Genomic DNA, 14,438 nt, shown 5'->3' with positions numbered 1-14,438 from the left:
GCAGGTGTGACATTACTACCGCTGATTTGCTCGTCAATTCACCCTTGGCGGGGCTTGTCCGGTTGCCGTTGTGCTGCAGGCCTTGAACCAGGCGAGGTGATAATTCGCGGCGGTCTTGTCGCCGGCCACCAGCGCGTCAATGGCGGCCAGCAGCTGCCAGTTGCCAACGTCGTTGGAATCCACGTTGTCGGGATAGCTGTCGAGGACGCGGGCTGTGATTGCGGTCAGGTGTTCGCGCAGTTGGTCGACTTCCTTGTCCAGCACGCCGGTACCGGCCGATGCGGCTTTGGCCAGTGTGTGGGCAAGCCGCGGCAGTCCGTCGCGCCACTGGGTCGCCTGATTGAGTTCCCAGCCGAGCTCCTCGATGTCGGGTACACGCCGGGGCCGCGGTGACGTGGCGACCGGCTCGTCATCCTCGGGGATGTGGTGGATGGGGGTATAGGCGGCGGCGACGCTGACTTCGCCGAGGAGGGATGCCAGATCGCCTCGGCGTCGCTCCGGGGGCAGCAATTTGACCGCGGCGGGGAGGTCGATGCCCGGCGGTATCCAGCCGCTCGCGAGATCGGTCGCCAGCACGGTGGTGTCATCTGGACGATCCCCTGCCGCCCAGGCCAGCCGCGGTTGTTGGCGGGCCACCGCAAATACCAGACGCTGCAGCCGCGCACGCGCCGTCGCGTCCGCCGATGCCGCGCCGGCCACCGCGCCGGTGGCAGTCGCCGTGACGGCTTGGGTTCCCAGGCTTGACGGTGACGACGGCGGCACCGGCGGGGCCTCTCGACGCACGACCGTGGGTTGAGCCGGGCTGCTCTGCCCGGCCGACGGGTGGACCGGCGCCGACGCCGGCATCGTCGACGGGGGAGGGGTTGGCGGTGCGGCGGGTGTCGTGGCCGCCGAGATCGTCGGTCGCAGGTCGGAGGCGTATGCCGGTAGTGGGCCCGACGGCGGGGGCGTCGCCGCGACCGGTCCAGATGTGGCCGCCGGCCCTGCCACCACCTGCGGTGCGGGGGTTGCGTCGGCCGTCGGCGCGTGCGCGACCGGCGGCGGCGAGTCAAACACCGGCGCGTTGACCACCGGTGCGCCCGCGCCCGCCGACGGGTTCGTCGCGGCCGTCGGGTCGGTCGGCGCCATCTGGGCCGGCGGTATCGCACCGGCTGCATTCGAGAACGGTGCGCCTGTCTGCAATCCCTTGTCGAAGCTTTGCATCAGTTCGCTCGGCGTCACGCCTTGGACAGGGCTGGTCGGCGCGAGTGGTGTGCCGCCGGTTAGAGGCCCGATACCAGCGGAAGGCATCGAACCGGTGCCAGGCGTTGACAGGCCTGCAGTTGGGATCGAAGCGCCGTGGCCAGTGAGCGTAACGGGTGGCGATGCTGATGCCGGAGTCGACGCAGGAACTGGTGTTGGCGGGACGCCACCGGTTTGGGTAAAGCTCATCGGCGAGCCCGTCGGCTGTCTTGGCGCAGGTGGTCCTGGTGGTGCGACGGCAGTGTTAGTGAAGGCCAGTGGGCCAGAAGAAGGGATTTCTTGTGCCGGAGGCGCTTGAGTTGAAGGAGCTTGAGACGGTGCGAGGTTGGTGAGTCCTTGTTGTGTTCCAGCGTTATTGGAAATTCCCGCGGTTGAACTGGTGGAATTCTGCAACATCGTACGCACGCGGTCAGTCAGTTCGTTCTCGCCCTGGGATTGTCGAAACATTTGCCCGACATCGAGGCCGTGAGTTTGCGCGAACTGACGGGCTGACTGCCCGGGCGCTTCTTCGTCCAAGATCCGCTGCATCGCATCGAATACGTTGCCGCTGTATTTCGCTGCTGCGATATTGGCCAGCGCGCGATACTGGTTTATCGCGGCCACAATCTGCGGAACCTTGGCTTCCACGGGCTCTTTCGAGTCTTGGATCTCTTTGATCCGTTGGTTGCCTTCGTCGGCCAAAGCCGTCAGATCGTGCTGGAGGCTTTGCATGCTGTCGTAGGCAGAGTCATAAGCGCTCTGCTTAACCCCGTTCTTTTCAGCAACCCGACGCGCTTGCACCTCACCCTGGCGGAAAACATCGCGGAGATCGTCAGCTGTGTAACCCTGCTGCTCGGCAAGCGGCCCGGTTTGCGCATTGCGCAGCATATCTGCAAAATGCACGAATCCAGTTTTGATCTGTCCGCGATTCATCTTTCCATGGGAAAGCGCCATCAGGTCTTGGTCATCAGGCCATTGATCGCCGACAAGCAAGAATGACCATTCGCCAGGTGGGAAAATCATTTGCACAGACTTTCAATTGTTGAATGGGCTTCATCTCCCGCCTGGAGTAGCGGACCTAGTTGCGGGTCGGAATTAGAAAGGCCGTCCAGGTAATCAATCGTCATTTCTTGATAGACCTCAGCCAGCTTTCGAACCGCTGCCGCGAGATCAGGCGGCGTTGCTGGCTCCTTGGCCAGTTTCGTACTGAGGTAGCGGCTCCCTACATCGAGCACTTGCCGCGTGCTCGTGGCCACCGTCAGTATTGCCGTCGGGTCTGAACCACCAGATCGCGTACCCGCCATATCGCCTGCTTTCCGTACTTGCTCATAGGCGGCGCACACACTTGACTTGGCGTCGGCGACTTGCTGCTGGCTGTATGTCACCGCGGGTGGTGGAGAAGTGGGTTTGTGGTCCTGCGCAGGATGGAACCAGGCGCCTATCGCGACACCCAGCGCTGCCAACGCGATCAGCAGGGCGGCAATCGCAGGCCACGACGGGCGACGCGTGGGTGCCATTGGCGGCCCAGGCGGCCAAGAAGGAGGTGGCAGAGGAGAAGGTGGCATAGGAGGCAGCTGCGACACAGAGCCAATGGTATCGCCCTCAGGCGAGTGTGCTAGTCACTCACTATTGGCGAACAAATATCGCCAATCGAAATTCGGCTGCCGGTAATCGATGGAGATATCATATTGCTCTGGGCTTCACACAGCTTCACCAGCATCAATTAGCAAGTGAGCAGGCTTATTTGCAGAGTCTTTCAATTGTTAATGTCGCGTCATTTCCTGCTTGTAAAGGCGACGCCATTTGAGATTCGTTCCAGCCATTCAGGTAGTCGACTACAAGTTCCTGGAACACATCCGTGAGTTTTCGGATCGTCGTCGAGAGTTCATTCGGCGCTGCCGGTTCAGCGGAAAGCACAGTCCGAAGATATTCGCTGGCGGCAAGAAGTGCTTGTCGCCCATTCAAAGCGAACGCCAGTTGGGAAGTCGGGTCGGTGCCCTCGTCTCGTGCTGAGCTCGCTTTGATTGCGCCGTGGACTTTGTCATACGCTGCGCACACTTTGGCTTTAGCATCGGCGGCCTGCTGGTCAGTGTACGTAGGTGCGGGCGGTGGCTTGGTTGGTAGAGGCCGAAACCAGCCGACGATTGCTACGCCGAGTGTTATCAGCAGAGCGCCAATCAATAGGGCGAGGATGGGCCACTGCCGCGTGCGTGGGACCGGCATTGCAGGTGGCCAAGGGGGCGGGACAGGCGGCACAGTTTGGGATGGTGGCAGGTCCGGCACGCTCTGATCGTATCGTCCAACAGCAAAGGGCTGCCGTTCTGACACGGTCGAGATAAACCGGCAGCCAAGAGAAGCAGCCGAAACTCATTCCTTCACAGTGGCTCTGACGCGCAGCCGGTCGTAATGAACGTCCCAGCAGCGACTGTGGCTACCGGCTTGAGTCCGTGTCCTCGTCGCGTTTGTGATCGGGCAGCAGAATCCGCCGACTCGCAATCGGTTTGCCCTCAACCCGTTTGGTCACCTCCGGTGTCGGCGGTGGCGTGGTGATGCGCCCCTGCACGGGGGCACCGTTCTTCACCGACGGCGCGACGACGCGTTTGGTGTCGGGCTTCGCATCACTGCCCGCCCCGGCCGCGCCGTGCATGGCGCCCGGCGGCACCATCGGCATCGCACCCATCGCACCCCTCGGCCCGGCGGGCGGCGTCGACGGATTGGAAGGCGGTGGCGAAGCGATGTGCGCCGACGCAGGCTCTGTACCCGCGGATGGGGCGGGAAGCGGCCCGAGCATCGCAGTCGGCGTGGTGGCGCCAAGGCCGCCGCCTAAACCGCCGCCACCACCGCCAAGCTCACCCGCGGAACCGGTAGCTCCGAGCAATTCACCAGGGATGGCCTCGCCCGTCCCTGCCGCTGCTCCGGCCGCGTGTTGCAGTCCTCCCATACCCGCTTGCATCACTTGCTGGCCGATCTGAGCGACCTGCTGCGAGATCTGGCCCAGCGGTTGCATGAGGCCGCCGAGGGCACCCGAGAGGCCGCCGGCAAGCCCAGACGCCATCTGCGGAATCTGCTGCAGCATCTGTGACATCTGGTCTTGACCGCCGACACCGGCCATCTTCGCCGACGAGTCTGCTTCGTTGGCAGGGAATTTCGTAAGTGCGTCACCGGTTTTCAGGCTGCGTTCGTCATATCCTGCCAGCGCCGCGCTGATGTCGGCGGGATCGCCGCTATTGGAAGCTATACCAAGCACTTTCAGTAGCTGGCTGATCATCGAGGGGCCCGGCGCCAGCGGATCGGGCGTGATTCCTGGCGGTGGCGGCGAATCACTCAACTGCGCGAGTCGGTCAAGGATTATTCGTAGTTGGTCGTCGCCCCCAGCCATCTAGTCCTCCCGCGCAGTATGGTCTGCTTCAGCAACGTGGGCATGTCCACGTCGTGGCGTCTTGCTGAGCCGTCTCCGGTATCAGCCGATGGTATCGCCGATACGGTGTTCAAGTTATTCAGGTTTGCGGCGACCAGGCATTTGGTGGTCCCACGCGGCTCACCACCAAGCTTCAGTTGGCGATAACGCTGGGCATGTAGCACCAAGGCGGCTGAGGGGACACGTCTGGCTCAACGGTGTAGCTGCTCGCCACATCTATACCCAATACAGGATCGCAAATAGAGCCACAAAAATAGAGACGCCAAAAAAGGCAGCGAAGGCACCGACTGAGAACGCGGTCGTCCGTCGGAAGATCATCGTCACCCCGCAAAGCAAGAGAGGAAATATTGGAGCGAAGAACCAAAGGAAACCGAAGGTCAGCATCGTCGACATTACACCGACAAATAGGCCAGCGACGAGTTGCACCGGTCGGCTCCGGGCCTGGTCGAACGGACTTACATATTCTGAAGAGGCCACGTTAGTGCGTCCTGTGCATCGGAAGGACGATGGTCAGCGTAACGAACAGCAGGATCGACCATCCTGTCAGGGGAGCCAAGACAACTCCGATCGCCGTACTGCGCCAAAATGAAGTTCGCGTACAAAAGTAAAAAACTACTCCGAGCAGAAGGACACCAAGGGAGGCTGAGGAGAGAAACACGTAAAGGTAGCGAGTCGATATTTCGCCGTGCGTTAGTACGGACAACACCTTCACCATGATTGCCCACAGAAGTCCACCAAAGATTGCGCCGGAAAACACCGCACGTATCCAATCGATTGGCTCTTTCATGTGACTCCACTTGCCCTTTCTCATCTCGCCGGCAATGGCGGCAGCATGACGACGGGATCGTGCACTCCGATTTCAGGCGGATGATCCACGGGCCCGAGGGGATACGTCCCCGGTGGGCTCGCCACAAGCGGTGGGGCAATAGGCGCTACGTGCGGCACCTGTCCTGCGTGGGGGGCGGGAATCCTCGGAGCCGGATATTGATCGTTAAAGCCCAGTTCAATGCTCGCGTCTCCAATCGGCTTGTGCCACCAGAGCCCCGTTGCGGGCCCGGCGGCCCGGGCCTCGACAAGAGGCCACGATTGAACGAGCGGCGTCGTCCTTCCTGCCCGGTCACTGTAGATCTCGATTGCCGGGAAATTCGTCGCCGTTCCACCGACCCGGGGGCCTCCAGGCGTCGGCTCAATCGCGATAGTCCCATTCACGTCGAACGACGTCGCCTTGGCGAGACCTTCGCCCCCGGGTGAGAACGGGTCGGCGGCGCTGTACTTGACCAGGACCGAGCCGTTACTTTGTTGGACCGCTGAGATGGTGGGTGTGCCGGCCCGAATCTGTCCGGTCGTCGCGTCGACCGAAGGATTCTGTCGGGCGACAATGATGCCGTTCTCGTAATCGACAAATATTGACACCCGCGACGCCTCGGGACCGGCTGTGGGAGAGAAACCTCGGTTATCACCCAAATTGTCGTGGTACGGCGGCAAATCGACCTGGGGGTCCCAAACTGCTCGGCCGGGGATGAACAGGTTTGTACGTACCACGCCCTGGCCAGGCACTGGCTTGATTCGCCCGACAACGATGCTAGGAGGCACGCCGCCGTTCTTCGGGTCGTAGCTATGTGGATCCAGAGCCGCGGCGGTCTCCCAGTCGGCCGAGGAACTCGGTGGTCGGCCGAAAACCTTTGCGAACGCATCGATCTGGTTTTGCTGTCGGTTGGCCTCGGGTTCGGCCTTCGACGGCATTCCATGCGCGTCCACAGGCTGAATCACGCCGGGGTCATAGCCTTCGTTGCGCAAGGAATTCAGCGAGCCTTGTAGGCAGTCGGAGTAACCGTTGCGTATTGACTGAACTTGGCCCAGCGCTGATTTGGTGTCATCGATGGCTTGTTGCTCGAGATGAGAGATCAGCGCATCGAGCGCGGTTATGTCGGCCGCACTGAGACGGATATCTCTCTCCTGTTCTACCGCTTGGCCGATTTCATTGTCGAGCTGCTGGAGTTGGCCCTCCAGGGTCGAGATCACCCCAGCGCTCATTCGCTGCGCTTCGGCAAGGGTGGCGGCGATGTTTTCCAGGTCGACGCCGATCTTGGGCAGCTGTAGCGACTGGGCCCCCAGCGACGCGGTCACCCGTTGCACTTCGGCGGAGTCGTTGATCGGGTTCTCGCCGTTGTCCCGATTCCACGACGCCTCAAAGCGGCGACGGGCCTCGTCGAAGGCGTTGCTGGACTCGGCGGTGCATCGGCCCGCGGCGTGAAAGGCCTCGGCCAGATCGGAAACCTGCGCGGGACGGCCGGCTTGCAGGCTTTGGTTGATCGCCCAGGGATCCCCACCGGCCTCGGCGATCAGCGCCGCGACGCTTATGTAGCCCAGCTTCATCGCACCGCCTTGGGCTTCTCGGCACCGCGCTCATCCATGTTCGAACTGCCTACCGTGCGCCTCGCTTGTCTTGGTGGTGAGGCTAACCAGGGCAAATGATGCTGGTCAATTCAGTGTTGCCCCCGCAAAATCGGGCCCGACCACCCAAAGAGCTACTCGCTGCGGTCGAGCAGATCCGACGACCCCAGCACCCGTTCCACCTGGACTTCGATGACCACCCGGCGCGGGTTGGGACGTGGGGTGCGATAGCGCTGGGCATAGCGCAGCTCGGCGTCGCGCACGGCGTCGACGTCGCTGTTGACCTTGGACCGGCCCTCCAGCGACAGCCACCGGGCTCCGTCGACCTGACTGAGCACGGCCATCCCGGCACGATCGGCGTTGATGGCCTTCTGCGACCCGCCGGTGGTGATGACCCGCGCGATATGCGTCTTGGGGTCGAAGGTGAAACCGACGGCCACCACATGCGGCGAATTGTCGGCACGCAGCGTGGTCAGCATGGCCAGATGACGCTCGGAGAGAAACGCCAAGGCGTCGTCGGTGAGCCGCGTGGTGGTGTTCGTCATCACCGCTCACGCTAGCGCAGGTGATAATCGCAGCCGTGGATGACACGGGCGCAGGTCCGGTACTAATTCTGGGCGGCCGCAGCGAGATCGGCATCGAACTCGCGCGACTCCTGGCCAAAGGGGCGACGGTGATCCTGGCCGCGCGGAATGCCGACCGCCTGGACGAGCAGGTCGCCGCGCTGAAAGAAGCCGGGGCCGAGGCGGTGCACACCAGGGAGTTCGACGCCGACGACCTGGCCTCTCACGGCCCGCTGGTCGCTTCGATCGTCGCTGATCATGGCCCCATCGGCGTCGCGGTGCTGGCCTTCGGCATCCTCGGCGACCAGGCCCGCGCCGAGGCCGACGCAGCCCACGCGATCTCCATCGTGCACACCGACTACGTCGCCCAGGTCAGCATGCTCACCCACCTGGCGACCGCGATGCGTACGGCCGGCAAGGGGTCACTGGTGGTGTTCTCCTCGATCGCGGGCGCGCGGGTGCGTCGCGCCAACTACGTCTACGGCTCGGCCAAGGCCGGGCTGGACGGCTTCGCCAGCGGGTTGGCCGACGCCCTGCACGGCAGCGGCGTCAAACTGCTGATCGCGCGCCCGGGTTTTGTGATCGGACGCATGACGGAGGGCATGACGCCCGCACCGCTGTCCAGCACCCCGCAGCGAGTCGCCGCGGCCACCGCGCGTGCGCTGGCCAAGGGCAAAAGGACGGTCTGGATACCCTGGGCGCTGAGACCCGCCTCCGCCGTCATGCGGCTACTCCCGCAATCCATCTGGCGCAGGATGCCGCGATGATCACCGTGGTCGGCATCGGCGCCGACGGCATGGCGGGGCTTGGCGAAGCATCACTCGCCGAATTACGAAGGGCAACAGTGATTTACGGCGCGAAACGACAACTCGCCCTGCTCGACGACACGCTTCGCGCCGACCGCCGGGAGTGGCCCTCGCCGATGCTGCCCGCCCTGCAGGCGCTCCCCGTCGACGACGACGTCCACATCGTCGCCAGCGGCGACCCGCTGATGCACGGCATCGGCGGCACCCTGATCCGCCTCTACGGCGCAGAAAAGATACGGGTCCTGCCGCACGTGTCTTGCGTGACGCTGGCCTGCGCGCGGATGGGCTGGAACGTCCACGACACCGAAGTGATCAGCCTCGTCGCCGCCCCGCCGCGCGCCGCGGTGCGCCGCGGCGGCCAGGCGATCGTGCTGTCGCAGAACGGATCCACACCCAAGGAACTGGCGGCACTGCTCACCGAACACGGCCGCGGGGACTCCCACCTCACCGTCCTCGAGCAACTCGGCGGCCCAAGCGAACGGCGCCGCGACGCCACCGCGCACCAATGGGCCCACGACGCGCCCGCCGACGTCGACGACCTCAACGTCATCGCCGTCCGCTACCTGCCCGACGAGCGCATGTCGCCGCTGTCCGACGATGCCTTCGTCCACGACGGGCAGATCACCAAATACGGAATCCGGGCGGTGACGTTGGCGGCGCTGCAGCCGCGGCCGGGGGAGCGGCTCTGGGACGTGGGTGCGGGATCGGGCAGCATCGCGGTCGAGTGGTGCCGAAGCCACCGAGGCTGCAGCGCAGTGGCTTTCGAACGCGACGAGCGCCGCCGCAACAACATCGGGTTCAACTCCGCGGGCCTGGACATCGACGTGCGCGGCGAGGCCCCCGATGCGTTCGACGGCGCCCCACCGCCGTCCGTGCTCTTCATCGGCGGCGGCCTGACCCGGCCGGGCCTCCTGGACGCCTGCCTCGACCACCTGCCCACCGGCGGACGGCTGGTCGCCAACACCGTCACCACCGAGTCCGAAGCCGTTCTGCTGCAGGCACATTCACGCCTCGGCGGACAACTGCGAAAATTCCAGCACTATCAGGGCGAGCCGCTGGGCGGCTTCACCGGCTGGCGACCACAGCGCCCGGTCACGCAGTGGTCGGTGACAAAGTGACGGTGTACTTCATCGGCGCCGGGCCCGGTGCCGCCGACCTGATCACCGTGCGCGGCCAACGACTGCTCCAACGCTGCAAGACGTGCCTCTACGCGGGTTCGATCATGCCCGACGACCTGCTGGCCCTGTGCCCGCCCGACGCGAAGATCATCGACACCGGCCCGCTCACGCTCGACCAGATCATCGCCGAACTCCAGAACGCCGACGCCGCCGGCCACGACGTGGCGCGGCTGCACTCCGGTGACCCCTCGCTCTACAGCGCGCTGGCCGAGCAGTGCCGCCGGCTCGACGCGCTGGGCATCGGCTACGAAATCGTCCCGGGTGTACCGGCTTTCGCCGCGGCCGCCGCCGCCCTGAAGCGCGAGCTCACCGTCCCGGGGGTGGCGCAGACCGTGACGTTGACCCGAATCGCCACGCTGTCGACACCGATGCCGCAAGGAGAAGACCTGCAAAACCTCGCCCGGTCCGGCGGCGCCCTCGTGCTGCACCTGGCCGCGGCCCAGATCGACAACATCGTCCCGCAACTACTCGAAGGCGGCTACCCACCCGAAACCCCCACCGCGGTGGTGGCTTTCGCGAGCTGGCCGCGAGAGATCGTGCTGCGCGGCACGCTCGAAAGCATCGCCGCACAGATGCACGACGCCGACGTCACCAAGACCGCGGTGATCATCGTCGGCGACGTGCTGGCCGCCGAGGGATTCACCGACAGCTACCTCTACTCAAAAGCGCGCCGCGCCAAAGGCGCACACTGATGCGGGTGTTGTTGCTCGGCGGCACCGCCGAGGCCCGCGCCCTGGCCAAAATCCTGCACCCGCGGGTCGACATCGTCAGCTCGCTGGCCGGCCGGGTGCCGGAGCCGGCGCTGCCGGTGGGGCCGGTGCGCATCGGCGGATTCGGCGGCGTCGACGGGCTGCGGCGCTGGCTACAGGAGGAGCGCATCGGCGCCGTCGTCGACGCCACCCACCCGTTCGCGGCGACGATGACCGCGCACGCCGCCGAAGCATGTGCGCAAACACAGATACCCCACCTCGTGCTGGCCCGCCCGGCGTGGGATCCCGGCGCCGCAACAGTCGTACAGTCCGACACCGAAGCCGCGAAAACCATCGATCAACAACAATATTCGCGCATATTCCTGACCACCGGCCGGTCCGGCGTCAACGCCTTCGCGAACAGCGACGCGTGGTTCCTCATCCGCACAGTCACCGAAGCGGACGCGGCCGCGCTGCCGCGCCACCACGAGCTGCTGCTGTCCCGCGGCCCCTACCGATACGACGACGAACTCGCCATCATGCGCGAGCACCGCATCGACGCGCTGGTCACCAAGAACAGCGGCGGCGACATGACCCGCGCGAAGCTGGATGCCGCTGCCGCCCTGGGCATTCCGGTGGTGATGGTGGCCCGCCCGCCGCTGCCGGACGGCGTCCGAGCGGTGGGCACCGTGCAAGAGGCGGCCGACTGGGTCGCCGAGCTGACTAAGGACTAACCGGTCAGGTCGTCGCGCTCGGTGTCGGCGAGCAGCGCATCGCGGGCGCGGGCAACCCGGGACCGGATGGTGCCAACCGGGCAACCGCAGACCGCCGCGGCGTCGGCGTAGGGCAGCCCCAGCAGCTGGGTGAGCAACAGGGCTTCCCGTTGTTCGGTGGTCAGGCCGGCGATCATCGTCGTCACCTCCACCAGGTCTTCGAATCCGCGGGCGTGGCGATCGCCGGTGAGCACCTGCTCGGGATCGGCGCCGGGAGCGGTGCGGGGCCGCGCTTGGACGTGGCGGATGTGATCGGCCACCACCCGACGCGCGATGGCCAGCAACCAGGTTCGGGCCGTGGAGCGCGCGGAAAATCGTTCGATGGCGCTGATCGCCCGCAGGTACGTTTCCTGGGTCAGATCGTCGGCGCTGCCCGCGTCGGACAGGTAGGCCACGAAGCGCCACACGTCTTGCTGGGTGGCCTTGATGAACGCCTCGAGCGCCCGCGCATTCCCCCGTGCGGCTGCCAAAGCGAGTTCGGTAACGGCCTCGTCGTCGCTTGACGCGGTCATGGCCAACCACCTTAGTTGCGCGGGCGCGGTCAGTCTACGACGGATTGTCGTAGGCCCTGAGCCCGGATGCGACGACCGGTTGATCGGCCACAGGTGCCCGCGCCGCCGGACGGCGTTCGACGCGGCGCGGGGGCGATCGGCCGAAGCATCGGAGCCATCGGTGTCGCGCCGGCGCGATCCGTGCGAGCCGGCACGCTCGCGCGCCACCAGCAGCGTGAACACCAGACCCAGCAACAAGGGCACGTGGCTGGCGATGCGCGCCGCGGTCACCTCGCCGTTGAACGCGTCGACGACGACGTAGCCCAACAGCGCGACCGAATACACACCGGTGATCGCCGCGACGCCGATCGCGGTGACGGGCCAGATGCCGGCGGCCATCATCGCCAGGCCCAACGCCAGCAGCCACGCGGTGGACTCGTGCATCAGATGCTCGCCGGACATCGCGCCGTGCATGTGAGCCGCCACCATGCCGAAATCGGTTCCACTGATTTGCGCCGCGGCGATCGCCACCTGGAACGCGCCAACGCCGATCAGGCCCCACCGCCGATAGTGCGATCGCAACCAGCGCATCCCGCGGCGATAGGTACCGGATTCGGCGGCGCTGGCCAGAATCTTGTCGACCAGGTCCGGCGCGTCGCCGGGCTCCATCGAGGCCAGCCGCCGGGTCTGCACGGCCGCGCCGATCAGCCATGTCCGGCAACTCCGGCACGACTGAAGATGGGCGTCCACCTGCTGCGCGAGCACTTGGGGCCGCTCGCCGTCCAATCGCGCGGAAAGCGCCTCACGTGCAACGTCACACCGCATCTCTGCATCGTTGCGCATGCCCGGGCCGCGCGCAAAGGCCGCGCGCAAAGGAAGCGGGGAACCAAACCGCTCCGCAAACCGACCACTGGAGGCAAGCAACAGCCCCTTGAGAACCGAAGAGGTATCCGTGTCCCCGCTCGACGGCCGCCGACGATGACCGCCCCGATCTGGATCGCCTTTCCGCCGGAGGTGCATTCGACATTGCTCAGCAGCGGCCCGGGACCCGGGCCGCTGCTCGCCGCTGCGGCGGCGTGGTCGGCGCTGGGCACCGAATATGCAGCTGCGGCAGACGAACTCACCGCGCTACTGGGCGCCGTGCAGGGCGGCGCCTGGGACGGCCCCAGCGCCGAACGGTACGTGGCGGCGCATGCCCCCTACCTGAGCTGGCTGCTCGAAAGCGCCACCAAGAGCTCGGCCGCGGCCACATTGCACACGACGGCGGCCACCGCCTACACCACCGCGCTGGCCACCATGCCGACGCTCGCCGAGCTCGCGGCAAACCACGCCACCCACGCCGCCCTCGTCGCCACCAATTTCTTTGGCGTCAACACCATCCCGATCGCCGTGAACGAGGCCGACTACGCGCGCATGTGGGTGCAGGCAGCCACGACGATGAGCACCTACCAGGCCGTCAGCGAATCCGCACTCGCCGCGGTTCCGGCGACCACGCCCGCGCCGCAGATCGTGGCCCCGGGCGGCGAGGTTCAGGCAGCGGCAGCGAATACCGCTTCCGAGACTCCTACCGCCACCTCGTGGCAGGACGAGCTAGCGAAGCAACTTTCGGACTTCACCCAAAACGTCCTCTGGCCGCTCGGGAAGGAGATATACCCCAACGGCTGGCCAATTGACGCGGTTCCATTTGCCAACGCGGTGTCCTCCTTCTTCATGCAAATTCCCGGCATGAGCCCCGCGCTGGCCACAGCGTTGGGTTGGTTCATCTTTCACTCGTTGATGCTCGTCTGGCCCTTAGTACAAACGGCTCAGCTGGGAGTAATGCTTGCTCCGGTCATGATCGCGGCTGTTTCCGCCGCCGCTGCCGCAGGCGTGGCCGCAGCTGTCGCCGGTGCTGTGAGCGCCGCCGCCGCCGCGCCGGCGGTAAGCGTGCCGTTGGCAACGGCACCGCCGGCGCCGATGGCCACCACGCCGGCTCCGACGCCGACAATGTCCGCCAGTACCCCGGCGAATGCGAGCAGCGCCACGGCTTCCAGCCCGGCGCCAAGTGTGGCCACGGCGTCGGGTGGCGGACCGGTCGGCGGCGGTCCGGGCGTCGGCTTCGGTCCGACGGCCACCGACGGAGTCGGCGCGGGAATCGGCGCGGGCATCTCCGACTCGCTGTATGCCGTGGGCCTGACGGGATCGTCGGCGCATTCCAGCGCGAGCAGCCGGGCACGTCGCAAGTCCGAGGAGCCGGCGCCCGACGACGTCGACGCGCCCGCCGCGGCCGCGGCGGCGGACAAAGACCGGGCCCGGGCCCGTCGGCGCGCCACGGCCAAGGATCGCGCGCACCGCTACGAATTCATGGAACTACACGAACCGGACCCCGTGCACACCTCCGAGCAGGGGGCCGGATCGCTCGGATTCGCCGGTGCCGCAGCCAAATCCGGCGATCCCGGGCCCGCCGGGCTGATCTCCCTGGCCGGCGACGGGCTGGGCGAACGTCCGACCCTGCCCATGGTGCCGCGCAGCTGGGACCGGGACTAAACCGCGGCCCTCAGCCGGCGGCCCACTCCGTGGCGCGCTCGAGCTCGTCCAGGCCGAACACCGCGAGCTCGCCGGGAATCATCCACGCCAGCGCATGCAGGGTGTGGGCGACCCATTCCTTGTCGGACACGACCGCGATTCGCTTGAAGGCCGAATGATGCCGGAAGAGGGCGCCGAGGCCCAGCCTTAGGTCCTCGGCCAACCCGCCCGGCCCGAAGCCCTCGTAATCAGGCGCGATGACCTCCACGATCCTGATCTCGCCGGTGTTCAGCATTTCCTCCATCTGCGGCTTGAACTCGCGGAGATCGTCACCGCGCAGCCGGCCCGACACCCGGATACCGGTCACACCGTCCGGCATGTCCGGCAGCATTTCGATCAT

Annotated in this window: 13 protein-coding genes and 1 pseudogene; 5 read left to right on the top strand and 9 right to left on the bottom strand. The window is 65.9% G+C overall.

Features of this window, described 5'->3' with window-relative positions:
* Positions 1-33: 33 nt before the first annotated feature.
* The 6 genes from AC5Y6X_RS18815 to AC5Y6X_RS18790 all read right to left on the bottom strand — a co-directional run bounded on the left by AC5Y6X_RS18815 (position 34) and on the right by AC5Y6X_RS18790 (position 7,578).
* Complete coding sequence (locus tag AC5Y6X_RS18815) at positions 34-2,244, bottom strand: DUF5631 domain-containing protein (protein WP_499988306.1); 2,211 nt, start codon at positions 2,242-2,244, stop codon at positions 34-36.
* Entirely contained in the window at positions 2,241-2,738 is a 498-nt protein-coding gene (locus AC5Y6X_RS18810; protein ID WP_499988305.1) for a hypothetical protein, read from the bottom strand. The genes AC5Y6X_RS18815 and AC5Y6X_RS18810 overlap by 4 nt, the downstream gene beginning before the upstream one ends.
* A 223-nt stretch (positions 2,739-2,961) precedes the next feature.
* On the bottom strand, positions 2,962-3,402 hold the full coding sequence (locus AC5Y6X_RS18805; RefSeq protein WP_499988303.1) for a hypothetical protein: 441 nt from the start codon (positions 3,400-3,402) through the stop codon (positions 2,962-2,964).
* 250 nt (positions 3,403-3,652) lie between these two features.
* Positions 3,653-4,600, bottom strand: coding sequence for a hypothetical protein (locus tag AC5Y6X_RS18800; protein WP_499988302.1), 948 nt, complete (start codon positions 4,598-4,600; stop codon positions 3,653-3,655).
* An 846-nt stretch (positions 4,601-5,446) separates the two neighbouring features.
* Positions 5,447-7,015, bottom strand: coding sequence for a putative alpha/beta hydrolase (locus AC5Y6X_RS18795; RefSeq protein WP_499988299.1), 1,569 nt, complete (start codon positions 7,013-7,015; stop codon positions 5,447-5,449).
* A gap of 152 nt (positions 7,016-7,167) precedes the next feature.
* Positions 7,168-7,578, bottom strand: a complete 411-nt coding sequence (locus AC5Y6X_RS18790; RefSeq protein WP_324677330.1) for a F420-dependent biliverdin reductase — start codon at positions 7,576-7,578, stop codon at positions 7,168-7,170.
* Between the two features lie 35 nt (positions 7,579-7,613).
* Between AC5Y6X_RS18790 and dprE2 the strand changes: the two genes are divergently transcribed.
* Genes dprE2 through AC5Y6X_RS18770 form a run of 4 tightly spaced genes read left to right on the top strand, consistent with a single transcriptional unit; the run spans position 7,614 to position 11,003 of the window.
* Complete coding sequence (gene dprE2, locus AC5Y6X_RS18785; protein WP_499988297.1) at positions 7,614-8,363, top strand: decaprenylphospho-beta-D-erythro-pentofuranosid-2-ulose 2-reductase; 750 nt, start codon at positions 7,614-7,616, stop codon at positions 8,361-8,363.
* The gene (gene cbiE, locus AC5Y6X_RS18780) at positions 8,360-9,520 is read left to right on the top strand and encodes a precorrin-6y C5,15-methyltransferase (decarboxylating) subunit CbiE (protein WP_499988295.1); all 1,161 of its coding nucleotides are present in this window, start codon (positions 8,360-8,362) and stop codon (positions 9,518-9,520) included. Before dprE2 ends, cbiE begins: the two co-directional genes overlap by 4 nt.
* On the top strand, positions 9,517-10,272 hold the full coding sequence (gene cobM, locus AC5Y6X_RS18775) for a precorrin-4 C(11)-methyltransferase (protein ID WP_499988294.1): 756 nt from the start codon (positions 9,517-9,519) through the stop codon (positions 10,270-10,272). Before cbiE ends, cobM begins: the two co-directional genes overlap by 4 nt.
* Positions 10,272-11,003 carry a cobalt-precorrin-6A reductase gene (locus AC5Y6X_RS18770; RefSeq protein ID WP_499988292.1) on the top strand — a complete coding sequence of 244 codons (732 nt, stop codon included), beginning with the start codon at positions 10,272-10,274 and terminating at the stop codon, positions 11,001-11,003. Before cobM ends, AC5Y6X_RS18770 begins: the two co-directional genes overlap by 1 nt.
* Here the strand turns inward: AC5Y6X_RS18770 and sigC are convergent.
* Together sigC and AC5Y6X_RS18760 are read right to left on the bottom strand one after the other, a co-directional pair.
* Positions 11,000-11,554, bottom strand: a complete 555-nt coding sequence (gene sigC, locus AC5Y6X_RS18765) for an RNA polymerase sigma factor SigC (RefSeq protein ID WP_499988435.1) — start codon at positions 11,552-11,554, stop codon at positions 11,000-11,002. The genes AC5Y6X_RS18770 and sigC overlap by 4 nt on opposite strands.
* 195 nt (positions 11,555-11,749) lie before the next feature.
* Positions 11,750-12,358 (bottom strand): annotated as a pseudogene (locus AC5Y6X_RS18760) (DUF2275 domain-containing protein); the annotation flags it as partial.
* A 153-nt stretch (positions 12,359-12,511) separates the two neighbouring features.
* Here AC5Y6X_RS18760 and AC5Y6X_RS18755 point away from each other — a divergent pair.
* Entirely contained in the window at positions 12,512-14,059 is a 1,548-nt protein-coding gene (locus AC5Y6X_RS18755) for a PPE family protein (RefSeq protein ID WP_499988290.1), read from the top strand.
* A gap of 10 nt (positions 14,060-14,069) precedes the next feature.
* Here AC5Y6X_RS18755 and AC5Y6X_RS18750 read toward each other — a convergent pair whose 3' ends face one another.
* Positions 14,070-14,438, bottom strand: coding sequence for a SpoIIAA family protein (locus tag AC5Y6X_RS18750; RefSeq protein WP_499988288.1), 369 nt, complete (start codon positions 14,436-14,438; stop codon positions 14,070-14,072).

Source organism: Mycobacterium sp. NGS26, from assembly GCF_059813025.1.
The sequence above is the reverse complement of the archived record's forward strand: the minus strand, read 5'-3'. Positions and strand labels throughout refer to the sequence as shown.